Annotated in this window: 19 protein-coding genes; 14 read left to right on the forward strand and 5 right to left on the reverse strand. The window is 69.9% G+C overall.

Going from position 1 to position 22016, the window contains the following annotated elements; genetic code table 11:
- The first annotated feature begins 5 nt into the window (after positions 1-5).
- The 10 genes from algF (at position 6) to HMPREF2914_RS01355 (ending at position 11510) form a co-directional block, all read left to right on the forward strand.
- Positions 6-656 (forward strand): alginate O-acetyltransferase AlgF, encoded by a 651-nt coding sequence (gene algF / locus HMPREF2914_RS01310; RefSeq protein ID WP_003092112.1) that lies wholly within the window; start codon positions 6-8, stop codon positions 654-656.
- Positions 657-852: 196 nt separating this feature from the next.
- Positions 853-2298, forward strand: a complete 1446-nt coding sequence (locus tag HMPREF2914_RS01315) for a mannose-1-phosphate guanylyltransferase/mannose-6-phosphate isomerase (RefSeq protein ID WP_003092113.1) — start codon at positions 853-855, stop codon at positions 2296-2298.
- Positions 2299-2685: 387 nt separating this feature from the next.
- On the forward strand, positions 2686-3834 hold the full coding sequence (gene arnB / locus HMPREF2914_RS01320; RefSeq protein WP_003110468.1) for a UDP-4-amino-4-deoxy-L-arabinose aminotransferase: 1149 nt from the start codon (positions 2686-2688) through the stop codon (positions 3832-3834).
- The gene (gene arnC / locus HMPREF2914_RS01325) at positions 3831-4850 is read left to right on the forward strand and encodes an undecaprenyl-phosphate 4-deoxy-4-formamido-L-arabinose transferase (RefSeq protein ID WP_003112880.1); all 1020 of its coding nucleotides are present in this window, start codon (positions 3831-3833) and stop codon (positions 4848-4850) included. Before arnB ends, arnC begins: the two co-directional genes overlap by 4 nt.
- A complete protein-coding gene (arnA, locus tag HMPREF2914_RS01330) occupies positions 4847-6835 on the forward strand; it encodes a bifunctional UDP-4-amino-4-deoxy-L-arabinose formyltransferase/UDP-glucuronic acid oxidase ArnA (RefSeq protein ID WP_023083378.1) in 1989 nt (662 codons plus the stop codon). The genes arnC and arnA overlap by 4 nt, the downstream gene beginning before the upstream one ends.
- The gene (arnD, locus tag HMPREF2914_RS01335; protein ID WP_003112878.1) at positions 6832-7719 is read left to right on the forward strand and encodes a 4-deoxy-4-formamido-L-arabinose-phosphoundecaprenol deformylase; all 888 of its coding nucleotides are present in this window, start codon (positions 6832-6834) and stop codon (positions 7717-7719) included. Before arnA ends, arnD begins: the two co-directional genes overlap by 4 nt.
- A complete protein-coding gene (gene arnT / locus HMPREF2914_RS01340; RefSeq protein WP_023092595.1) occupies positions 7716-9365 on the forward strand; it encodes a lipid IV(A) 4-amino-4-deoxy-L-arabinosyltransferase in 1650 nt (549 codons plus the stop codon). The genes arnD and arnT overlap by 4 nt, the downstream gene beginning before the upstream one ends.
- Positions 9362-9709 (forward strand): EamA family transporter, encoded by a 348-nt coding sequence (locus tag HMPREF2914_RS01345; protein ID WP_003110471.1) that lies wholly within the window; start codon positions 9362-9364, stop codon positions 9707-9709. The genes arnT and HMPREF2914_RS01345 overlap by 4 nt, the downstream gene beginning before the upstream one ends.
- Positions 9706-10119 (forward strand): 4-amino-4-deoxy-L-arabinose-phosphoundecaprenol flippase subunit ArnF, encoded by a 414-nt coding sequence (gene arnF / locus HMPREF2914_RS01350; protein ID WP_003110472.1) that lies wholly within the window; start codon positions 9706-9708, stop codon positions 10117-10119. Before HMPREF2914_RS01345 ends, arnF begins: the two co-directional genes overlap by 4 nt.
- The gene (locus HMPREF2914_RS01355; protein WP_003117510.1) at positions 10116-11510 is read left to right on the forward strand and encodes a UDP-glucose 6-dehydrogenase; all 1395 of its coding nucleotides are present in this window, start codon (positions 10116-10118) and stop codon (positions 11508-11510) included. Before arnF ends, HMPREF2914_RS01355 begins: the two co-directional genes overlap by 4 nt.
- 151 nt (positions 11511-11661) lie before the next feature.
- Here the strand turns inward: HMPREF2914_RS01355 and HMPREF2914_RS01360 are convergent, their stop codons facing one another.
- From HMPREF2914_RS01360 to ptsP, 3 genes are read right to left on the reverse strand one after another with little or no spacing between them, the layout of a single operon-like run.
- Positions 11662-13419, reverse strand: coding sequence for a PTS fructose-like transporter subunit IIB (locus HMPREF2914_RS01360; protein WP_003107161.1), 1758 nt, complete (start codon positions 13417-13419; stop codon positions 11662-11664).
- Between the two features lies 1 nt (position 13420).
- Positions 13421-14365: a 1-phosphofructokinase gene (gene pfkB, locus HMPREF2914_RS01365; protein ID WP_023083376.1), complete on the reverse strand. Its 945-nt coding sequence runs from the start codon at positions 14363-14365 to the stop codon at positions 13421-13423.
- Positions 14365-17235: a phosphoenolpyruvate--protein phosphotransferase gene (gene ptsP / locus HMPREF2914_RS01370; RefSeq protein WP_023981206.1), complete on the reverse strand. Its 2871-nt coding sequence runs from the start codon at positions 17233-17235 to the stop codon at positions 14365-14367. Before ptsP ends, pfkB begins: the two co-directional genes overlap by 1 nt.
- A gap of 327 nt (positions 17236-17562) precedes the next feature.
- Between ptsP and cra the strand changes: the two genes are divergently transcribed.
- Together cra and HMPREF2914_RS01380 are read left to right on the forward strand one after the other, a co-directional pair.
- Positions 17563-18552: a catabolite repressor/activator gene (cra, locus tag HMPREF2914_RS01375; RefSeq protein WP_003104372.1), complete on the forward strand. Its 990-nt coding sequence runs from the start codon at positions 17563-17565 to the stop codon at positions 18550-18552.
- Positions 18553-18562: 10 nt separating this feature from the next.
- Positions 18563-19342, forward strand: a complete 780-nt coding sequence (locus tag HMPREF2914_RS01380; RefSeq protein ID WP_003104370.1) for a TatD family hydrolase — start codon at positions 18563-18565, stop codon at positions 19340-19342.
- On the opposite strand, the gene HMPREF2914_RS01385 is transcribed toward HMPREF2914_RS01380, so the two are convergent.
- Together HMPREF2914_RS01385 and HMPREF2914_RS01390 are read right to left on the reverse strand one after the other, a co-directional pair.
- Positions 19343-19645 (reverse strand): barstar family protein, encoded by a 303-nt coding sequence (locus tag HMPREF2914_RS01385; RefSeq protein ID WP_003111769.1) that lies wholly within the window; start codon positions 19643-19645, stop codon positions 19343-19345.
- Positions 19630-20550, reverse strand: a complete 921-nt coding sequence (locus tag HMPREF2914_RS01390) for a LysR family transcriptional regulator (protein WP_003092132.1) — start codon at positions 20548-20550, stop codon at positions 19630-19632. Before HMPREF2914_RS01390 ends, HMPREF2914_RS01385 begins: the two co-directional genes overlap by 16 nt.
- 95 nt (positions 20551-20645) lie before the next feature.
- On the opposite strand from HMPREF2914_RS01390, the gene HMPREF2914_RS01395 reads away from it, so the two are divergent.
- Positions 20646-20939, forward strand: a complete 294-nt coding sequence (locus tag HMPREF2914_RS01395; protein WP_003122161.1) for a putative quinol monooxygenase — start codon at positions 20646-20648, stop codon at positions 20937-20939.
- Positions 20940-20960: 21 nt separating this feature from the next.
- Positions 20961-21974, forward strand: coding sequence for a zinc-binding alcohol dehydrogenase family protein (locus HMPREF2914_RS01400; protein ID WP_023092593.1), 1014 nt, complete (start codon positions 20961-20963; stop codon positions 21972-21974).
- Positions 21975-22016 lie beyond the last annotated feature (42 nt).

Raw genomic sequence — 22016 nt, forward strand, 5'->3', positions numbered from 1 at the left:
TACCCATGAACCCGATGACCCGCCGCCACACCTGGACCCGCCTGGCCTGCGCACTTTCCCTCGGCGTCGCCGCATTCGCCGCGCAGGCCGACGAGGGCGCCCTGTACGGGCCCCAGGCACCCAAGGGCTCGGCCTTCGTCCGCGCCTACAACGCCGGCAACAGCGAACTCGACGTGTCGGTCGGCAGCACCAGCCTGAACGACGTCGCGCCGCTCGGTTCCAGCGACTTCAAGTTCCTCCCCCCCGGCAGCTACACCGCCCAGGTCGGCCAGCAGAGCCTGCCGGTCAAGCTCGACCCGGACAGCTACTACACCCTGGTCAGCCAGCCCGGCGGCAAGCCGCAGCTGGTGGCCGAGCCGCCGTTCAAGAACAAGCAGAAGGCGCTGGTGCGGGTGCAGAACCTCAGCGGCTCGAAGCTGACCCTGAAGACCGCCGACGGCAAGACCGACGTGGTCAAGGACGTCGGCCCGCAAAGCCACGGCGACCGCGAGATCAACCCGGTGAAGGTGAACCTGGCGCTGTTCGACGGCAGCAAGAAGGTCAGCGACCTGAAGCCGGTCACCCTGGCCCGCGGCGAGGTGGTCTGCCTGTACGTCACCGGCAGCGGCGGCAAGCTCGCGCCGGTCTGGGTCAAGCGCCCGGTGAAGGCGGACTGAGACCGACCGGGAGAGGCTCGCCCCTCCCGGCATTCCACACAACAAGACCGGCCCGACACCGGCGCACCAACCGTCAGCGCTCCCGCAGAAGGAGCGCACTGGAGAGGTCACCCGGGGCTCCGTGGAGCCCGGTAACGAGATATCCCGCCGCGCGGCGGGATCCCTAGACAGACGCATCGCTTCAAGGAGAAACAACATGATCCCAGTAATCCTTTCCGGTGGCAGCGGCTCGCGACTCTGGCCTCTTTCCCGCAAGCAGTACCCCAAGCAGTTCCTCGCCCTCACCGGCGACGACACCCTGTTCCAGCAGACCATCAAGCGCCTGGCCTTCGACGGCATGCAGGCACCGCTGCTGGTGTGCAACAAGGAGCACCGCTTCATCGTCCAGGAACAGCTGGAGGCACAGAACCTGGCGAGCCAGGCGATCCTGCTCGAACCCTTCGGCCGCAACACGGCGCCGGCGGTGGCCATCGCCGCGATGAAACTGGTCGCCGAAGGCCGCGACGAACTGCTGCTGATCCTTCCCGCCGACCACGTGATCGAGGACCAGCGCGCCTTCCAGCAGGCCCTGGCGCTGGCCACCAACGCCGCCGAAAAGGGCGAGATGGTGCTCTTCGGCATTCCCGCCAGCCGCCCCGAGACCGGCTACGGCTACATCCGCGCGAGCGCCGATGCGCAACTGCCGGAAGGCGTCAGCCGGGTGCAGAGCTTCGTCGAGAAGCCCGACGAAGCCCGCGCCCGCGAGTTCGTCGCCGCCGGCGGCTACTACTGGAACAGCGGCATGTTCCTGTTCCGCGCCAGCCGCTACCTGGAAGAACTGAAGAAGCACGACGCCGACATCTACGACACCTGCCTGCTGGCCCTGGAGCGCAGCCAGCACGACGGCGACCTGGTGAACATCGACGCCGCCACCTTCGAATGCTGCCCGGACAACTCCATCGACTACGCGGTGATGGAGAAGACCTCACGCGCCTGCGTGGTGCCGCTGTCCGCCGGCTGGAACGATGTCGGCAGCTGGTCGTCGATCTGGGACGTGCACGCCAAGGACGCCAACGGCAACGTCACCAAGGGCGACGTGCTGGTCCACGACAGCCACAACTGCCTGGTGCACGGCAACGGCAAGCTGGTCTCGGTGATCGGCCTGGAGGACATCGTGGTGGTGGAAACCAAGGACGCCATGATGATCGCCCACAAGGACCGGGTGCAGGACGTCAAGCACGTGGTCAAGGACCTCGACGCCCAGGGCCGCAGCGAGACCCAGAACCACTGCGAGGTCTACCGTCCGTGGGGCTCCTACGACTCGGTGGACATGGGCGGCCGCTTCCAGGTCAAGCACATCACCGTGAAGCCCGGCGCGCGCCTCTCGCTGCAGATGCACCACCACCGCGCCGAGCACTGGATCGTGGTTTCCGGGACCGCCCAGGTGACCTGCGACGACAAGACCTTCCTGCTCACCGAGAACCAGTCGACCTACATCCCGATCGCCTCCGTGCACCGCCTGGCCAACCCCGGCAAGATCCCGCTGGAGATCATCGAGGTGCAGTCCGGCAGCTACCTCGGCGAGGACGACATCGAGCGCCTGGAAGACGTCTACGGGCGCACCGCAGAACCGGCCCTGCAAGTGGTCGCCGGCAGCCGCTGAAGCGTCGACCCGGCCCCCTGGCGGAGCGATCCGCCAGGGGGTTGTTTTTTTCCGACGACCCACGGGATTGACTTTCCCTGGCCCTCCCCATGTTTCCATGAAGTTTCCGTAATATTCACGGAGAGCGGACATCAAGTATTAATGAACCCTTAAAGAAACAGGACTCGGGTTATTAATAAAAGCCACTCAGAAAACACCAGAGATCCATTCCAACCAACCCTGCAAGCCTCTGAAAACGCGGCTTCCGGCTTTATCCTCCAGTTTCTTCGAGTTCGTTCAGTCTTCATTCAGCCGTTGTTAAGCGAGTCTTAACAAACGTTCAGGCAGCATTCAGCGACATATAAATAACCTCTTCGTACCGCCCTCCCAGTACCGAGGCTTCATTACATGTCACTGGACTTTCTGCCATTCTCCCGGCCTAGCATCGGCGAGGACGAAATCGCCGCCGTGGAGCAGGTCCTGCGTTCCGGCTGGATCACCACCGGGCCGAAGAATCAGGAGCTCGAACAGCGCTTCGCCGAACGCCTCGGCTGCCGCCACGCGGTGGCGCTATCCTCGGCCACCGGCGCCCTGCACGTCACCCTGCTGGCGCTGGGCATCGGCCCCGGCGACGAAGTGATCACGCCGTCGCTGACCTGGGTCTCCACCGCCAACGTCATCACCCTGCTCGGCGCCACCCCGGTGTTCGTCGACGTCGACCGCGACACCCTGATGTGTTCGGCGCAGGCAGTGGAAGCCGCCATCGGCCCGCGCACCCGCGCCATCGTGCCGGTGCACTACGCCGGCTCCACCCTGGATCTCGAAGGTCTGCGCACGGTCGCCGGGCGCCACGGCATCGCCCTGGTCGAGGACGCCGCCCACGCGGTCGGCAGCGAATACCGCGGGCGCCCGGTAGGCTCCCGCGGCACGGCGATCTTTTCCTTCCACGCGATCAAGAACCTGACCTGCGCCGAAGGCGCGATGTTCGTCAGCGACGACAGCGCCCTCGCCGAACGGGTCCGCCGCCTCAAGTTCCACGGCCTCGGGGTCGATGCCTACGACCGCCTGAGCCATGGACGCAAGCCGCAGGCGGAAGTGATCGAGCCCGGTTTCAAATACAACCTGGCCGACCTCAATGCCGCCCTCGCGCTGGTCCAGCTCAAGCGCCTGGACGCGCTCAACGCGCGCCGCCAGGCCCTCGCCGAACGCTACCTGGAACGCCTCGCCGGCCTGCCGCTGGCGCCGCTCGGCCTGCCCGCGCACGAGCAGCGCCACGCCTGGCACCTGTTCATCCTGCGCATCGACGCCGAGGCCTGCGGCCTGGGCCGCGACGCCTTCATGGAAGCCCTGAAGGCGCGCGGCATCGGTAGCGGCATCCATTTCATCGCCAGTCACCTGCACCACTACTACCGCCAGCGCCAGCCGCGCCTGAGCCTGCCCAACAGCGAGTGGAACTCGGCCCGCCTGTGCTCCATCCCGCTGTTCCCCGACATGCGCGACGACGACATCGAGCGCGTCGCCCGCGCCATCGAGGACATCCTGGAGAAACGTCGATGAAGCCCTATCCGATCGACCTGGTCTCGGTGGTGATCCCGGTCTACAACGAGGAAGCCAGCCTGCCCGAACTGCTGCGCCGCACCGAGGCCGCCTGCCTGGAGCTGGGCCGCGCCTTCGAGATCGTGCTGGTCGACGACGGCAGCCGCGACCGCTCCGCGGAACTCTTGCAGGCCGCCGCCGAACGCGACGGCAGCGCCGTGGTGGCGGTGATCCTCAACCGCAACTACGGCCAGCACGCGGCGATCCTCGCCGGCTTCGAACAGTCCCGTGGCGACCTGGTGATCACCCTCGATGCCGACCTGCAGAACCCGCCGGAGGAAATCCCGCGCCTGGTGGAGCGCGCCGCGCAGGGCTACGACGTGGTCGGCAGCATCCGCGCCGAGCGCCAGGACTCGGCCTGGCGGCGCTGGCCTTCGCGCCTGGTGAACCTGGCGGTGCAGCGCTCCACCGGGGTCGCCATGCACGACTACGGCTGCATGCTGCGCGCCTACCGGCGCAGCATCGTCGAAGCGATGCTGGCCTGCCGCGAACGCAGTACCTTCATCCCGATCCTGGCCAATGGCTTCGCCCGGCATACCTGCGAGATCCGCGTCGCCCACGCCGAGCGCGCCCACGGCGAATCGAAATACAGCGCGATGCGCCTGCTCAACCTGATGTTCGATCTGGTCACCTGCATGACCACCACGCCGCTGCGCCTGCTCAGCCTGGTCGGCGGCGGCATGGCCCTGGCCGGCTTCCTCTTCGCCCTGTTCCTCCTCGTGCTGCGCCTGGCCTTCGGCGCCGCCTGGGCCGGCAACGGCCTGTTCGTGCTGTTCGCCGTGCTGTTCATGTTCAGCGGCGTGCAGTTGCTCGGCATGGGCCTGCTCGGCGAGTACCTCGGGCGCATGTACAGCGACGTGCGCGCGCGGCCGCGCTTCTTCATCGAGCGCGTGGTCCGCGCAACGCCCTCCGCGCTTCCCTCGGCCCTGCAGCGGGCCGGTTTCACCTCTTCATCCAGCGAGCCTTCCACGCCATGACCTCGAAAGCCGTCGTCTTCGCCTACCACGACATCGGTTGCACCGGTATCGAAGCCCTGCTCAATGCCGGCTACGAGATCGCCGCCGTCTTCACCCATGCCGACGACCCACGGGAAAACACCTTCTACGCCTCGGTCGCACGCCTCTGCGCCGAGCGCGGCATTCCGCTGCACGCGCCCGAGGACGTGAACCATCCGCTGTGGCTGGAGCGCATCCGCCAACTGCGCCCGGACTATCTGTTCTCCTTCTACTACCGCCGCCTGCTTGGCGCCGAACTGCTCGCCTGCGCCGCACGCGGCGCCTACAACCTGCACGGTTCGCTGCTGCCGCGCTACCGCGGACGCGCCCCGGCGAACTGGGTGCTGGTCAACGGCGAAACGCAGACCGGGGTGACCCTGCATCGCATGATCGAGCGCGCCGACGCCGGGCCGATCCTCGCCCAGCAGGCCGTCGCCATCGACCCCGAGGACACCGCCCTGAGCCTGCACGGCAAGCTGCGCAAGGCCGCCGGCGCCCTGCTGCGCGACAGCCTGCCGCTGCTCGCCCTCGGCGTGCTGCCGGAAGTCGAGCAGGACGAGAGCCAGGCCAGCCACTTCGGCCGGCGCACCCCGGCGGACGGCCTGCTCGACTGGCACAGGCCGGCACGGCAGTTGTACGACCTGGTGCGCGCGGTGACCCAGCCCTACCCTGGCGCCTTCTGCCAGGTCGGCGAACAGAAGCTGATCGTCTGGAGCGCCGAGGTGGTCGCCGGCAACCACGGTCGCGAGCCAGGCAGCGTACTGTCCTGCGACCCGCTGCGGATCGCCTGCGGCGAGGACTCGCTGGTGCTGCGCTTCGGCCAGCGCGGCGAGCGCGGCCTGTACCTGGCCGGCACGCAACTGGCCACCGAGCTGGGCCTGGTCGAGGGCGCGCGCCTGCGTGGCGCGGCGTCCGGCCCGCAGCGCCGCACGCGGGTGCTGATCCTCGGGGTCAACGGCTTCATCGGCAACCACCTGTCCGAACGCCTGCTGCGCGACGGGCGCTACGAGGTCCACGGCATGGACATCGGCTCCGACGCCATCGAACGGCTCAAAGCCGACCCGCATTTCCACTTCGTCGAAGGCGACATCGGCATCCATTCGGAGTGGCTCGAATACCATGTGAAGAAATGCGACGTGATCCTGCCGCTGGTGGCCATCGCCACGCCCATCGAGTACACGCGCAACCCGCTGCGGGTGTTCGAACTGGACTTCGAGGAAAACCTGCGGATCGTCCGCTACTGCGTGAAATACGGCAAACGCGTGGTGTTCCCTTCCACCTCCGAGGTCTACGGCATGTGCCAGGACCCGGACTTCGACGAAGACCGCTCGAACCTGGTGGTCGGGCCGATCAACAAGCAGCGCTGGATCTACTCGGTGTCCAAGCAGTTGCTCGACCGGGTGATCTGGGCCTACGGCCAGCAGGGCCTGCGCTTCACCCTGTTCCGTCCGTTCAACTGGATGGGCCCGCGCCTGGACCGCCTGGATTCGGCGCGGATCGGCAGCTCGCGGGCGATCACCCAGCTCATCCTGCACCTGGTCGAAGGCACGCCGATCCGCCTGGTCGACGGCGGCGCGCAGAAGCGCTGCTTCACCGACGTCGACGACGGCATCGAGGCCCTCGCGCGGATCATCGACAACCGCGACGGCCGCTGCGACGGGCAGATCGTCAACATCGGCAACCCGGACAACGAGGCGAGCATCCGCCAGCTCGGCGAGGAACTGCTGCGCCAGTTCGAGGCCCACCCGCTGCGCGCGCAGTTCCCGCCCTTCGCCGGCTTCCGCGAGGTGGAGAGCCGCAGCTTCTACGGCGACGGCTACCAGGACGTGGCCCACCGCAAGCCGAGCATCGACAACGCCCGGCGCCTGCTCGACTGGCAGCCCACCATCGAACTGCGCGAGACCATCGGCAAGACCCTCGACTTCTTCCTCCACGAAGCGCTCCGCGAGCGCGAGGCACAGGCGTGATCCAGGCCGGCCTGCGCATCGACGTCGACACCTTCCGCGGCACCCGCGACGGGGTGCCGCGGCTGCTCGAGCTGCTCGACGAAGCCGGGCTGAAGGCGACCTTCTTCTTCAGCGTCGGCCCGGACAACATGGGCCGCCACCTCTGGCGCCTGGCGCGCCCGGCGTTCTTCTGGAAGATGCTCCGCTCGCGCGCCGCCAGCCTGTATGGCTGGGACATCCTGCTGGCCGGCACCGCCTGGCCGGGCAAGCCGATCGGCCGCGAACTCGGCCCGCTGATGCGGCGGACCCAGGCCGCCGGCCACGAGGTCGGCCTGCACGCCTGGGACCACCATGCCTGGCAGACCCACGCCGGCGTCTGGAGCGTGCAGCAGCTCGGCGAGCAGATCCGCCGCGGCAGCGATTGCCTGGCGGACATCCTCGGCCAGCCGGTGCGTTGTTCCGCCGCCGCCGGCTGGCGCGCCGACGGCCGGGTGGTCGAGGCCAAGCAGCCCTTCGGCTTCCGCTACAACAGCGACTGCCGCGGACGCGGCGCGTTCCGCCCGCGCCTGGCCGACGGCAGCCCCGGCATCCCGCAGGTGCCGGTGAACCTGCCGACCTTCGACGAGGTGGTCGGTCCCGGCCTGCCGCGCGAGGCCTACAACGACTTCATCCTGGAACGCTTCGCCGCTGGCCGCGACAACGTCTACACCATCCACGCCGAGGTCGAGGGGCTGCTCCTCGCCCCAGCGTTCCGCGAACTGCTGCGGCGCGCCGAACGGCGCGGCATCCGCTTCCGCCCGTTGGGCGAACTGCTGCCGGACGATCCGCGCAGCCTGCCGCTGGCCGAACTGGTGCGCGGCCGCCTGGCCGGCCGCGAGGGCTGGCTGGGAGTGCGCCAGCCATGAGCCGCCGCCAGACCTGGTCGCTGCTGCTGATCGCCTTCGGCCTGTTCTACCTGGTTCCACTGAGCAACCATGGCCTGTGGATTCCCGACGAGACCCGCTACGCGCAGATCAGCCAGGCGATGCTGCTGGGCGGCGACTGGGTGTCGCCGCACTTCCTCGGCCTGCGCTACTTCGAGAAGCCGGTCGCCGGCTACTGGATGATCGCCCTCGGCCAGGCGGTCTTCGGCGAAAACCTGTTCGGCGTGCGCATCGCCTCGGTCGTCGCCACCGCCCTCAGCGTCCTGCTCGCCTACCTGCTGGCCCGCCGCCTGTGGCGCGACCCGCGCACCAGCCTGGCGTGCGCGCTGCTCTACGCCAGCTTCGGCTTGATCGCCGGGCAGTCCGGCTATGCCAACCTCGACCCGCAATTCACCTTCTGGGTCAACCTGAGCCTGGTGGCGCTGTGGCATGCCCTCGACGCGGGGAGCCGCCGCGCGCGCCTGCTCGGCTGGACCCTGCTCGGCCTCGCCTGCGGCATGGGCTTCCTGACCAAGGGCTTCCTCGCCTGGCTGCTGCCGGTGCTGGTCGCCCTGCCCTACATGCTCTGGCAGCGGCGCTGGCGCGAGCTGCTTGGCTACGGCGCGCTGGCGGTGCTGGTGGCGCTGCTCGTCTGCCTGCCCTGGGCGCTCGCCGTGCATGCGCGGGAAGCGGACTACTGGCGGTTCTTCTTCTGGCACGAACACATCCGCCGCTTCGCCGGCGAAGACGCCCAGCACTCTCGCCCGTGGTGGTTCTACCTGCCGTTGCTGGCGGTCGCCTGCCTGCCCTGGAGCGGCCTGCTGCCGAGCGCTCTGCGCCAGGCCTGGCACGAGCGGCGCCAGGCGCCGGTGGTCTTCCTGGCGCTATGGCTGCTGTTGCCGCTGGCGTTCTTCAGCCTGAGCCGGGGCAAGCTGCCGACCTACATCATGCCCTGCCTGCTGCCGCTGGCACTGCTCATGGGCCACGCCCTGGTGCAGCGGCTGCGCCTGGGGAACAGCGTCGCGCTGCGCGGCAACGGGCTGCTCAACCTGGGCCTGGCGCTCCTCGCGCTGGCGGCCCTGGCCTACCTGCAACTGCGCAAGCCGGTGTACCAGGAAGAACCCTTCGAGCTGTTCCTGGTCCTGCTGGTGATCGGCGCCTGGGCCGCCGCCGGCCTCGCCCAGTGGCGCTACCCGCTACGCGCCTGGGCCGCGCCGCTGCTGGCGAGCTGGGTGCTGATCGCGCTGCTGCCGGCAGCGATGCCCAACCATGTGGTGCAGAACAAGACCCCCGACCTGTTCGTCGCCGAACACCTCGACGAACTGGCCGGCGCCCGCCATCTGCTGAGCAACGACCTCGGCGCCGCCTCGGCCCTCGCCTGGCGCCTGCGCCGTAGCGACGTGACGCTCTACGACACGCGCGGCGAGCTGAAGTACGGCCTCTCCTACCCCGAGCACAGCCAGCGCAGCGTGCCCTTGGCAGACATCCGCCAGTGGCTCTGGCGGGCACGCCAGGACGGCTCGGTTGCCGTGCTGCTGCGGATCAACAGCGCCAGCGACCGCTACCAGCTGGCGCTGTTGCCGGGCGACGGCGAACGCTACCGGAACGGCAACCTGGTCCTGGCGATCCTGCCGCAGGTGCGCCCATGAGCGCCGCGCTGCTGCTCGCCACCCTGCTCATGACCGGCCTCGGCCAGGTTGCGCAGAAGCTCACCGTGGAGCACTGGCACCTGGTCGCCGCCGACGGCTGGACGGCGCGCCTGCGCAGTCCGTGGCCGTGGCTGGCGCTGCTCGCCCTCGGGCTCGGCCTGCTCTGCTGGCTGCTGCTCCTGCAACGGGTGGAAGTCGGCAGCGCCTATCCGATGCTGGCGCTGAACTTCGTCCTGGTCACCCTGGCGGCACGCTTCGTCTTCGATGAGCCGGTGGATCGCCGCCACCTCGCCGGCCTGTTGCTGATCGTCGCCGGCGTGGCCCTGCTCGGGAGGAGCGCATGAACGCGCTACGCGGCTGGCTGGCGGCCCTGGGCAGCGTGCTGCTGGCCAGCGCCGCCCAGCTCGGCATGCGCTGGGGCATGAGCCGCCTGCCGCTGCCGGAAGCCTGGGCCGGGCAAACGCCGGAGCGCGCCGCGCTGCTCGCGGTAGCCCTGGCGGTGGCGGCCTACGCCGCCTCCCTGCTGTGCTGGCTGGCCGCCCTGCGCCACCTGCCGCTGGGCCGCGCCTACAGCCTGTTGAGCGCCAGCTACGCGCTGGTCTACCTGCTGGCGGCGAGCCTGCCGGCGTTCGATGAAACCTTCAGTACCAGCAAGACCCTGGGCGTAGGCCTGGTGGTGCTCGGCGTGTTGACCGTCAACGCCCGCCGCACCGCTGCCGCGCCCGCGCATCATCCGTCGAGGAAAGCACCATGAAGATCAGCGTATTCGGCAGTGGCTATGTAGGACTGGTGCAGGCCGCCGTCCTCGCCGAAGTGGGCCACGATGTACTGTGCATGGACATCGACCGGAACAAGGTCGAACGCCTCGCGCAGGGCCTCGCCAGCATCTACGAACCCGGGCTCGACGCCTTGCTGCGCGAAGGCCTGGACAGCGGCCGCCTGCGTTTCAGCAGCGATGCGCGCCTGGCCGTGGAGCACGGCCGGGTGCAGTTCATCGCGGTCGGCACCCCGCCTGGCGAGGACGGCGCGGCCGATCTCGGCGCGGTCTTCGCGGTGGCCGATGCCATCGCCGAGCATCGCCGCAAGCCCGTCATCGTGGTGGAGAAATCGACCGTCCCGGTAGGCACCGGCGACCGCCTGCGCGCGCACATCGAGCGGCGCCTGGAAGCCGACGGACGCGAACTGGAATTCGAGATCGTCTCCAACCCGGAATTCCTCAAGGAAGGCTCCGCCGTCGCCGACTGCCGACGCCCGGACCGCATCGTGGTCGGCTGCGACAACGAAGAGGTGCGCCAGGTGATGCGCGAACTCTACGAGCCGTTCAACCGCAACCACGACCGCATGCTGTTCATGGGCCTGCGCAGCGCCGAACTGACCAAGTACGCGGCGAACGGCATGCTGGCGACCAAGATCAGCTTCATCAACCAGATCGCCGAACTGGCCGAACACCTCGGCGCCGACATCGAGGCGGTGCGCCAGGGCATCGGCGCCGACCCGCGGATCGGCTACCACTTCATCTACCCCGGCTGCGGCTACGGCGGCTCCTGCTTCCCCAAGGACATGCGCGCGCTGATCCACAGCGCCGAGCAGGCGCATTGCTCCAGCGACCTGTTGCAGGCGGTGGAAGCGATCAACCGGCGGCAGAAGCACAAGCTGTTCGAACGCATCCGGGTGTTCTACGACGGCGACCTGCGCGGCAAGACCTTCGCCCTCTGGGGCCTGGCCTTCAAGCCGAACACCGACGACATGCGCGACGCGCCCAGCCGCGAACTGATGGAAGCGCTCTGGCGCCACGGCGCGCAGGTGCGCGCCTACGATCCCGAAGCCATGCAGGAAACCCAGCGGCTCTATGGCCACGACGAACGCCTGAGCCTGATGGGCACCCCCGAGGCGACCCTGGGAGGCGCCGATGCGCTGGTCATCTGCACCGAGTGGCAGCAATTCAAGGCACCGGATTTCGAGCTGCTCAAGGAGCGCCTGAAGGCCCCGGTGATCTTCGACGGGCGCAACCTCTACGACCCCGAGCGCATGGCCCGCCACGGCTTCCACTACTACCCGATGGGACGCGGGCAGTCCTGCTCGTTGCCGATCAACGAGGCCAGCCTCGCACAGGAAGATGGCGTGCGCCTGTTGCGCCAGGCCTGAGGCCGCCCCAGGTCGGATCGACCGCTGGGGCGAATAACCGCTGCGGTTATCCGCTGGTTCGCCGGAGTATCGGCGGATAACGCCTGCGGCGTTATTCGCCCTACCCCTGCCACGTCGCTCAGGTGGCGTAGGGCGCATGGCCGCCTCGCGGCTATCCGCCAGCCGCCGGCTCCCGCGAGGACGAGGTCCCCAACGCCAGTCCCGGCTCGGCGCCGCGCTTGAGCACGGCGTAGAGCAGCCCGGTAAGCAGGCTGCCGGCGACGATCGCCAGCAGGTACGCCAGGGCGTGGTTGATCGCGTTGGGCACCAGCATCACGAACAACCCGCCGTGAGGCGCCTGCAACTTGCAGCCGAAGTACATCGACAGAGCGCCGGTCAGCGCGCCGCCGGCGATGCTCGCCGGGATCACCCGCAACGGGTCCTTGGCGGCGAACGGGATCGCGCCTTCGGAGATGAAGCACAGCCCCAGCACCGAGGCGGCCTTGCCGGCCTGCCGCTCGCTCTCGGCGAACTTGCGCCGCGCCAGCAGGGTCGCCAGGCCCATGCCGATCGGCGGCACCATGCCCGCCGCCATCACCGCCGCCATCGGCGCGTAGCTGTGCGACGAGAGCAGGCCGACGGAAAAGGCGTAGGCGGCCTTGTTGACCGGTCCGCCGAGGTCGACGCACATCATCCCGCCGAGCAGCAGGCCGAGGAGGATGGCATTGGAGGTGCCCATGCCGTCGAGGAACCCGGTCAGGGCCGCGAGCATCCCGGCCACCGGCTTGCCGACCACGTAGAGCATCAGCAGGCCGGTGACCAGGCTGGCCAGCAACGGGATGACCAGGATCGGCTTCAGCGCTTCCAGGCTCGCCGGCAGCCTCAGCCCGTGGCTGATGGCCCGCGCCGCATAGCCGGCGATGAAGCCGGCGACTATCCCGCCGATGAACCCGGCGCCGAGGGTCCCGGCGAGCAGGCCGCCGAGCATGCCCGGCGCCAGGCCCGGGCGGTCGGCGATGGAATAGGCGATGTAGCCGGCGAGCATCGGCACCATCAGGACGAAAGCCGTGTCGCCGACCGTCCTCAGCACCGCCGCCAGGCTGCCCGGCTGCTTGTAGGCATCGATGCCGAAGGCCAGCGACAGGGCGATCAGCAGGCCGCCCGCGACCACCATCGGCAACATGAACGACACCCCGGTCAGCAGGTGCTTGTACACCCCGCGCTTCTCGTCCCTGGCGACCACCGCGCTGGCTGCGCCCGCGCTCTCGACCTGCCCTTCCGCCAGCGCCCGCTCGAGCGTCGCGCGGGCCTGCTTGAGGGCCACGCCGGTGCCGCAACGGTAGATCTTCTTGCCGGCGAAACGGGCCGTGTCCACGTCGATGTCGGCGGCCAGCAGGACCACGTCGGCGGCGGCGATGTCCGCCGGGTCGAGCGGGTTGCGCGCGCCGACCGAGCCCTGGGTCTCGACCTGCAACGCGAAGCCCAGTTGCCCCGCCGCGAGCTGCAACGCCTCGGCGGCCATGAAGGTGTGCGCCACGCCGGTCGGACAGGCGGTCACCGCGACGATCCGCGGTGCCGCTCCGGCCTCCGGCGCAACCAGGCCGGCCTCGTCCCCGGCGACCTCCACGCTCGCCAGGGCGGCGGCCCGCTGGAGGAAGGCGCGCGGATCGGCCAGCGCCTCGGCGGGACGCGCGCGATACACCGGCTTGCCGACGAAACGCGCCGCCGCCAGCGGCTCGACGCCGACCAGCAGGACCCAGTCGGCTTCGGCGATCTGTTCGGCGCTCAGTTCGCCCTCGGGCCTCGACCCGGCATTCGCCTCGACGCAGGTTTCCCAGCCCAGGCGCTCGGCGGCGCCCCGCAGCAGGCGCGCGGCGAGCACGCTGGTGACCTGTCCGCCAGGGCAGGCGGTGACGATCGCTAGTTTCATCTCAGGCCTCCTCGACCAATGGCTGCACCACGACGCCCGCTTCGATCCGCGCCAGGCGCTGCGGATCGCCGATGCCGAACTCGAACTGGGTCACCGCCAGGCTGGCGATGGCGGTGGCCTGACGCAGCACCCGCTCGGCCGGCCAGCCGCTGGCCAGGCCGTGCAGCATGCCGGCCAGCAGGGAATCGCCGGCGCCCACCGTGCTGGCCACTTCCACCGCTGGCGGCCGCGCCTGCCAGGCACCCTCGGCGGCGAACCAGTTGACCCCCGCAGCGCCCTGGGAAATCACCACCTGGCCTACCCCGTCATGGCGCAGGCGTTCGGCCGCCTGGCGCTGTGCGGCCAGGTCGTCCATCGGCGCCGAGCAGAGGTCGGCCAGTTCCTCGACGTTCGGCTTGATCATCCACGGCGCAGCCTTCACACCTTCGCGCAGGGCCGCGCCGCTGCTGTCGAAGGCGACCTTCAGGCCGAGGCGCCGCAAGCGCCGCAGCAGTTCGCCCAGCCACTCCGGCTCGACCCCGCGCGGCAGGCTGCCGGCGACCACCGCCAGCTCGTGCTCTCCGGCAAGCCGGTCGAGGCGTTCGAGCAACGCCGCCTGGGCTCGCTCGTCGGCCTCCGGGCCCGGCCCGTTGAGGTCGCTGACGCGCCCGCCGCGCTCGGCCAGCTTGATGTTGCTGCGGGTTTCGCCAGGCACCCGGACGAACGCATCGGCGAAGCCACGACGCTGGAACATGGCGGTGAACGGCGGCTGGTTGTCTTCGCCGAGGAAGCCGCTGACCGTCAACCGATGGCCGAGGTCGGCAAGCACCTGGGCGACGTTCAGGCCCTTGCCGGCGGCCTGGGTCAGCACCGCCTCGCTGCGGTTAACCGCCCCCAGTTCCAGCTGGCGCAGGCGCACGGTGAGGTCCAGCGCCGGATTCAGGGTAATCGTCAGGATCCGCGCCATTACTGCACCTCCGCTTCCACCAGGGCCCGGACCTCGGCGGCGCTCGCCAGGCCCAGGGCTTTGCGGGCCAGGCCGCGCGCAGCGACCAGCTGCAGTTCGCGCACGCCGGCCTTGACCAGGGCGATGCTGCGCGCCGAGACGCTCAGCTCGTCCACTCCCAGGCCGACCAGCAGCGGCAACGCCAGCGGGTCGGCCGCCAGTTCGCCGCAGACGCCGACCCACTTGCCCTCGGCATGGGCGGCGCGGACGGTCATGTCGATCAGTTGCAGCACCGCCGGATGCAGGCCGTCGGCCTGGGCCGAAAGACTCGGGTGGCCGCGATCGATAGCCAGGGTGTACTGGGTCAGGTCGTTGGTGCCGACGCTGAAGAAATCCACCTCGCGGGCCAGCACCGGCGCGAGCAACGCCGCCGAGGGCACCTCGACCATGATCCCCAGTTGCAGGTCGGCCAGCGGGATTTCCTCGCGCAGGCGCAGCGCCAGGTCACGCGCCTGGCGCCATTCGTCGAGGCTGCCGACCATCGGGAACATCACCCGCAGCGGCCGCTCCCCGGCGGCGCGGAACAGCGCGCGCAACTGGGTCTCGAGGATCTGCGGTCGCTGCAGGGTCAGGCGGATACCGCGCAGGCCCAGATAGGGATTCTCTTCGTGGGGAATCGGCCAGTACGGCAGCGGCTTGTCCCCGCCGACATCCAGGGTCCGCGCCACCAGCGGACGTCCGTCGAGGGCGTCGAGCACCCGACGGTATTCCGCTTCCTGGGTCGCCAGGTCCGGCGCGCGGGCGTTGTTCATGAAGACGAACTCGGTGCGCAGCAGGCCAACGCCCTCGGCGCCCAGCTCCACCGCGCGCGCGGCGCCGGCGGTGTCGCCAAGGTTGGCGCAGACTTCCACCGCGTGGCCGTCGCGGGTCCGCGCAGGCTCCAGACGCTGCGCGTCGGCGCGGGCCTGGCGCTGCTGGCGGGCGTCGCGCTCGGCGGCGGCCTGCTGCAACTGTTCGGTGCTCGGCGCCACCTGCAGCCAGCCGTGTTCGCCATCCAGCAGCAGTACCGTGCCCGGCTCCAGGCCGAGCACCGCCGCGCCGGCGCCGACCAATGCCGGAATGCCGAGGGCGCGGGCGATGATCGCGCTGTGCGAAGTGGCGCCGCCGCGCGCCGTGAGGATGCCGGCGACCCGCTGGGCGTCGAGGCGGGCGACATCGGAGGGGCCGACCTCGTCCATCACCAGGATGTACGGCTGCTCCGGCTCGCGCGGCGCCTCCACCCCGCAGAGCCTGGCCAGCACCCGCCGGCCGAGGTCGCGGAGGTCGGCGGCGCGCTCGGCGAGCAAGGTGTCGTGCAGCGCCTCCTGCTGCGCCGCGCTGTCTTCCACTACCCGACTCCAGGCCGCTTCGGCGCTTTCGCCGCGATTCAGGCGCAGTTGCACCTGCTCGGCCAGTTCCGGATCGTCGAGCATCTCCCGGTGGGTGACGAAAATCTCGCGGATCGCCTTCACCGTGCTGCGTTCGACCAGGCCGACGATCTCCTCGTCCACCGCCCGCTTGGCCCGCAGCAGGCGCTCGCGTTCATGGGCCGGCGACTCGCCACGCGGCTGGAACTCGAAGCGCTGCGCCACCTGGACATGCGCCGGACCACTGGCGATGCCCGGCGACGCGGCGATCGCCTGCAGGCGCTCGCCGGCGCGCAGCGGCGCCGGCCGGGCATCCTCTTCCGCCTCGCCGACGGCATCGGGCAAGGCCTCCTCCGCCAGCGCTTCGACCTCCTCGCCGAGCCCCTCGCGCACCGCGGCCAGCAAGGCTGGCAGCGCGTCCTCGGCGATCGCCGGCTCGGCGCTGAACTCCAGCGTCTGGCCGCGTCGCGCGCCGAGGGCGAGCAGCTTGCTCAGGCTCTTCGCCGAGACGGGGGCCGCCTCGCTGTCGGCCAGGCGTACCCGGATCTCGCCGGCGAAGCCCTTGGCCAGCTGCGCCAGCGCCTGCGCCGGGCGGGCATGCAGGCCATGCGGGTTGGCCAGGACCGCTCGCGCGCTGGGCCAGTCCGGCGGCAGCTCGCCACCGAGCGCCGCGAGTACGCTGCGGCTGCTGGTGGCGCGCACCAGCTCGGCGCCACGCCCTTCCAGCAACAGGTCGCACAGGCGTTCGAGCAGCGCCTGGTGCGCTTCGCCCAGGCTGGCCAGGCAGAACAGCCCGGTGACCGGTTGCCCCTGGTGCTGCAACGGTTGCGCCGGAGTGACGAAGGCCAGCCCGGGGCGCTTCACCAATTGTTCGCTGTGCAACCAGCACAGCCCGTCGCCCAGCGGCAACGGTTCGGTCTGCTGGAGCACGGCGGCGAAGCCGTTCTCCACGCAGCCGGCCTTCTTCAACAGGCGCGCGCCGAGCCAGGCCAGTTCGTCGAGCTCCTCGGCGTTCTGGCCGAGGCCGACCAGTTGTGCGTCCAGCGCCAGTTCCTGCGGCGCGCCCTGCAACAGGCCGAGGACTTCCTCGGCGCTGGCGGCCGCGCTCAGCGCCGGTCCCAGGTCGGCCTCGCCGAGGGCGCGGGTGAGCAATTGCAGGAGCTGCAGGTGTTCGTCGGACTTCGCCGCGATGCCGATGGCCAGGTAGACCTGCTGGCCATCGCCCCAGTCCACTCCCTCGGGGAATTGCAGCAGGCGCACACCGGTGCTGAAGACCAGCTCGCGGGTATCCGGGGTCCCATGGGGTATGGCGATGCCCTGGCCGAGGTAGGTGGAGCCTTGTGCCTCGCGCGCCTTCAGGCCCTCGGCATAGCCGGGCGCGGCCAGGCCGTCGGCGACCAGCGCCGCGCCGAGCAGGCGCAGGGCTTCGGCCTTGTCCGCGGCGCGCTGGCCCATGCGGATCTGCCGGGTATCGAGTTCGAGCATGGAAACCTCCTCAGGAGCGAACGGCTCCCCGTCTCACGTCCGGATCGTCCCGCCGCGCCGAGGCGCGGGCGCGGGATGTGCCGGCGGTAGCGGAAAGCGGCTCGCGGGAGCCTTCCGTACAGCCTGGGGCGGTGATCCGCTTGTTGTCATTGACCTGCCATAGCGTAGGCGGCGCCGCGTTCGGGCTGCGCGAGGCAGCCTGGGGCAGGGGGCGCCGGCTTCGCCGGAATCTTTTGCTGAATCGATTCACTTAATTAAATTGGCACGTTACCCGATAATGATTGATCCTTGAAGCCCAACTTGTCGTCGCCTCCAGTAGAGATCGGTTTGAAACTCAGTGATATCGCCCGCCTGGCCGGGGTCTCGGTGACCACCGCCAGCTACGTCATCAATGGCAAGGCCGCCCAGCGGCGCATCAGCGCCGCCACCGTCGAGCGCGTGCTTGCCGTGGTCGAGGAACACGGCTACCAGCCGGACCAGCAGGCCGCCGGCCTGCGCCGCGGGCAGACCCGCACCCTCGGCTTCATCCTCCCGGACCTGGAAAACCCCAGCTACGCCCGCCTCGCCAAGCAACTCGAACAAGGCGCCCGGGCACGCGGCTACCAGTTGCTGATCGCCTGCTCCGACGACGAGCCGGAGACCGAGCGCCAGGTGGTCAACCTGTTCCGCGCGCGCCGCTGCGACGCGCTGATCGTCGCCAGTTGCCTGCCGGCCGGGGATGATACCCATGCCCGGCTGGTCGCCGAAGGCCTGCCGGTGGTGGCCATCGACCGCCAGCTCGACCCGCAGCGCTTCGCCTCGGTGATCAGCGACGACCAGGACGCCGCGCGCCGCCTCACCGAAACCCTGTTGCAACCGGCGCCGCGCCATATCGCCCTGCTCGGCGCGCGGGCGGACCTGATCATCAGCCACGACCGCGCCGCCGGCTTCCGCCAGGCGCTGAAAGACTTCCGCGGCGAGGTCATCGTCGAGCATGCCGAGGTGTTCAGCCGCGAGTGCGGACGCCGCCTGATGGAGCAATTGCTCGAGCGCCTGGGCTACCTGCCCGACGCCCTGGTGACCACTGCCTATGTACTCCTCGAAGGCGTCTTCGATGTGTTCCAGGCGCGCGCCGACGGTTGGCCCGAAGGCTTGCGGGTGGCGACCTTCGGCGACACCCAGTTGCTCGACTTCGTGCCGCTGAAGGTCAACTCGATCTACCAGCAGCACGCGCTGATCGCCGCCAACGCCCTCGAACTGGCGCTCCGCGCGGTCGAGGAGAACGACTACCGGCCGGGCCTGCACGCCGTCCCCCGGCAACTCAAGCTGCGCGACTGAGCCGGCCGCCATGCGCCTGGTCGACACCCACAACCACCTCGACTTCCCGGACTTCGACGCCGACCGCGCCGCGCTGCTGCAACGCAGCCGCGCGCTGGGGGTCGAGCGCCAGGTGGTGCTCGGCGTCTACCGCGAGAACTGGCAACGGGTCTGGGACCTGGCGCAGGCCGAGGATGGCCTGTACGCGGCGCTCGGCCTGCACCCCGTCTACCTGGCGCGGCACCGCCCGCAGCACCTGGACGACCTGCGCCAGTGGCTGCAACGCCTGCGCGGCGAGACGAAGCTCTGCGCGGTCGGCGAGATCGGCCTGGACTATTACCTGGAACACCTCGACCGCGACGCCCAGCAGGCGCTGTTCGAGGCCCAACTGCGGCTGGCCGCGGAATTCCGCCTGCCGGCGCTGATCCACGTGCGCCGCGCCCACGCGGCGACCATCGCCACCCTCAAGCGCATCCGCCTGGAGCGCCGCGGCATCATCCATGCCTTCGCCGGCAGCCGCGAGGAAGCCCGCGAGTACCTCAAGCTCGGCTTCCGCCTCGGCCTCGGCGGCGCGCCGACCTGGCCGCAGGCCAACCGCCTGCGCAAGGTGGCGGCGGAGCTGCCGGCCGAGGCCATCGTGCTGGAAACCGATGCGCCGGACATGGCGCCATCGATGCATCCCGGCCAGCGCAACAGTCCGGAGCACCTGCCGGACATCTGCCGCGCCCTCGCCGAGCTGCGCGGGGTCGACGCCGAGGAACTGGCGGCGAGCAGCAGCCGCAACGCCGCCGAGCTGTTCGGCTGGGACTGATCAAGCGTCGCGCAGGACTTCCGGCGCCAGTTGCGGGTACGTCTCGCGCAACGCCTCCAGGCAGGCCGAAAGCTGCGCCGCTTCCTCCGGCAGGCGCCGGGCGAAGTCGCTCCAGCCTTGCAGACGCAATCGCCGGGGCATCGGCACCAGGCCGCTGATGGCGTCCCAGAAGGCATCCCAGTTGCATCCGTACCACGGCGGCAACGCCAGGGCCTCGCGCAGGCGTTCGTGCAAGCGCGCGGCGCTGTCCACGTCCGCCAGCTCGATGGCCAGGCTCGCCGCCCGGTTCAGTTCCTCGTCCATGGAGCCTCCGCCAGCAATGCGTCGCAACGCTCGCGCACGAACGCGCGCAAGAGGGTCACCGGACGGGTCAACTGAGCGCGGTGGGTACACAAGAGGTTCATCGGCGTCGCCTCGCCCTGCCACTCCGGCAGCAGCAGGCGCAGGCGCCCGGCGCGCACGTCCTCGGCCACGTCCAGCCAGGACTTGTAGACCAGCCCCTTGCCGGCCAGGGCCCAGCGCCGCACCACGTCGGCGTCGTCGCAGACACGGTCGCCGGCGACCGTCAGGGTCAGGCTGCGGCGGCCCCGCTGGAACGCCCAGCGGTCGTGTACCCGGCCGCCGAGTTGGTAGAGCAGGCAATTGTGCTCGCGCAGGTCGTCCGGCTGGCGCGGCTCGCCGCGCTCCGCCAGGTAGCCCGGCGCGGCGCAGAGCACTCGCCGGTTGTCCGGCGCCAGCGGCAGGGCGACCAGGCTGGAGTCGGCCGGTGCGCCGTAGCGGATCGCCACGTCCACCGGTTGCCGGTAGAGATCGGTCACCCGGTCGCCGAGCAGCAGGCGCAGGCTCAGTTGCGGATAGCGCGCCTGGAACTCGTCGAGCCAGGGCAGCAGCAGATTGCGGCCGAAGTCGGAGGGCGCGGAAAGCTGCAGTACCCCGGCGATCTGGTCCTTGCCGCCCTGCAGCAACCGGCGCCCCTCCTCCAGGCTGCGCAACGAGGCGCGGGCATGCAGGAGGAACGCGTCGCCCTCGGGAGTCAGGCGCAGGCTGCGGGTGGAGCGGGCGAACAGGCGTACCTCCAGCTCGCTTTCCAGGCGCTTCAGCGCCGCGCTGGCCACCGCCGGGGAAATCTCCAACTGGCGCGCGGCGGCGGACAACGAGCCGCTGTCGCTGGTGTGGACGAACACCTGGAGGTCGTCGTAACGCAGCATTTTCAAGATTCCTTTGAAAGAGTCTTCCCTGATAGCCTGTTTTTCAGCGATTTGAAATAGCCCATCCTGACTCCACCTCATCGAAGGACTCCACCATGAGCACACCCCTCACCCTGATCGCCACCATCGCCGCCGCCCCCGGCCACGCCGAGGCCCTGGAGCGCGAATTGCGCGCCCTGGTCGCCCCGTCGCGCGCCGAGGCCGGCTGCCTGCAGTACGACCTGCATCAGGACCGCCACGACTCCCACCTGTTCTACATGATCGAGCAGTGGCGCGACGACGCCGCCCTGGAGCGGCACCAGAACACCGAGCACTTCCTGCGCTTCAGCCGCGGCAACGAAGCCCTGCTGCAGAACGTGAAGATCGACCAACTCTATCGCCTCGCCTGAGGCCCGTTTCCCGGAGCCCCCATGAAAGCTGTCGGTTACTACCAGTCCCTGCCCATCGACCATCCCGATGCCCTGCTCGACCTCGAACTACCCGAGCCCACGCCGGGCACGCGCGACCTGCTGGTGGAGGTCCGCGCCATCTCGGTCAACCCGGTGGATACCAAGGTCCGCCAGCGCGCCCAGCCGGAAGCCGGCCAGGCCAAGGTGCTGGGCTGGGACGCGGCGGGCGTGGTGCGCGCGGTCGGCAGCGAGGTCAGCCTGTTCCGTCCTGGCGACCGGGTCTGGTACGCCGGGGACATCACCCGCCCCGGCAGCAACAGCGAGCTGCATCGGGTCGACGAGCGCATTGCCGGGCACCTGCCGAAAAGCCTCGACTTCGCCCAGGCCGCGGCCCTGCCGCTGACCACCATCACCGCCTGGGAACTGCTCTTCGAGCGCTTGCAGATCGCCGAAGGCAAGGCCGACCAGGGCCAGAGCCTGCTGGTGGTCGGCGCCGCCGGCGGGGTCGGTTCGATCCTGGTCCAACTGGCCCGGCAACTGACCGGCCTGAACGTGATCGGCACCGCTTCGCGCGCAGAGACCCAGGCCTGGGTCCGCGACCTCGGCGCGCACCATGTGATCGACCACGGCAAGCCGCTGGCCGAAGAGCTGAAGCGGATCGGTGTCGCCGAGGTCAGCCACGTCGCCAGCCTGACCCACACCGACCAGCACCTCGAACAGATCGTCGCCGCGCTGCGCCCGCAAGGCCGCCTGGCGCTGATCGACGACCCGGCGTCGCTGGACATCGGCAAGCTGAAGCAGAAGAGCCTGTCGCTGCACTGGGAGTTCATGTACACCCGCTCGATGTTCCAGACCGACGACATGATCGAGCAGCACCGGCTGCTGGAGCGGGTCGCCGGGCTGATCGACGAAGGCGTGCTGAAGACCACCGTCGGCGAGCATTTCGGCCGCATCGACGCGGCCAACCTGCGCCGCGCCCACGCGCTGCTGGAGAGCGGCCGGGCCAAGGGCAAGATCGTTCTCGAAGGGTTCTGAACGGCAGGACCACGGGGCGCGGCGTTTTCCACCCTACCGCCG

This window comes from Pseudomonas sp. HMSC067G02 (assembly GCF_001813485.1).
GTDB lineage: Bacteria > Pseudomonadota > Gammaproteobacteria > Pseudomonadales > Pseudomonadaceae > Pseudomonas > Pseudomonas aeruginosa.

What these genes read in the sequence shown, in the direction of transcription:
- HMPREF2914_RS01345 (WP_003110471.1), top strand. Translation starts at nt 9,362, where the DNA reads ATGAGCGCCGCGCTGCTGCTCGCCACCCTGCTCATGACCGGCCTCGGC.
- HMPREF2914_RS01315 (WP_003092113.1), top strand. Translation starts at nt 853, where the DNA reads ATGATCCCAGTAATCCTTTCCGGTGGCAGCGGCTCGCGACTCTGGCCT.
- HMPREF2914_RS01355 (WP_003117510.1), top strand. Translation starts at nt 10,116, where the DNA reads ATGAAGATCAGCGTATTCGGCAGTGGCTATGTAGGACTGGTGCAGGCC.
- arnB (WP_003110468.1), top strand. Translation starts at nt 2,686, where the DNA reads ATGTCACTGGACTTTCTGCCATTCTCCCGGCCTAGCATCGGCGAGGAC.
- HMPREF2914_RS01395 (WP_003122161.1), top strand. Translation starts at nt 20,646, where the DNA reads ATGAGCACACCCCTCACCCTGATCGCCACCATCGCCGCCGCCCCCGGC.
- arnC (WP_003112880.1), top strand. Translation starts at nt 3,831, where the DNA reads ATGAAGCCCTATCCGATCGACCTGGTCTCGGTGGTGATCCCGGTCTAC.
- ptsP (WP_023981206.1), bottom strand. Translation starts at nt 17,235, where the DNA reads ATGCTCGAACTCGATACCCGGCAGATCCGCATGGGCCAGCGCGCCGCG.
- pfkB (WP_023083376.1), bottom strand. Translation starts at nt 14,365, where the DNA reads ATGGCGCGGATCCTGACGATTACCCTGAATCCGGCGCTGGACCTCACC.
- HMPREF2914_RS01390 (WP_003092132.1), bottom strand. Translation starts at nt 20,550, where the DNA reads ATGCTGCGTTACGACGACCTCCAGGTGTTCGTCCACACCAGCGACAGC.
- HMPREF2914_RS01360 (WP_003107161.1), bottom strand. Translation starts at nt 13,419, where the DNA reads ATGAAACTAGCGATCGTCACCGCCTGCCCTGGCGGACAGGTCACCAGC.
- HMPREF2914_RS01385 (WP_003111769.1), bottom strand. Translation starts at nt 19,645, where the DNA reads ATGGACGAGGAACTGAACCGGGCGGCGAGCCTGGCCATCGAGCTGGCG.
- arnA (WP_023083378.1), top strand. Translation starts at nt 4,847, where the DNA reads ATGACCTCGAAAGCCGTCGTCTTCGCCTACCACGACATCGGTTGCACC.
- HMPREF2914_RS01400 (WP_023092593.1), top strand. Translation starts at nt 20,961, where the DNA reads ATGAAAGCTGTCGGTTACTACCAGTCCCTGCCCATCGACCATCCCGAT.
- HMPREF2914_RS01380 (WP_003104370.1), top strand. Translation starts at nt 18,563, where the DNA reads ATGCGCCTGGTCGACACCCACAACCACCTCGACTTCCCGGACTTCGAC.
- algF (WP_003092112.1), top strand. Translation starts at nt 6, where the DNA reads ATGAACCCGATGACCCGCCGCCACACCTGGACCCGCCTGGCCTGCGCA.
- arnF (WP_003110472.1), top strand. Translation starts at nt 9,706, where the DNA reads ATGAACGCGCTACGCGGCTGGCTGGCGGCCCTGGGCAGCGTGCTGCTG.
- arnT (WP_023092595.1), top strand. Translation starts at nt 7,716, where the DNA reads ATGAGCCGCCGCCAGACCTGGTCGCTGCTGCTGATCGCCTTCGGCCTG.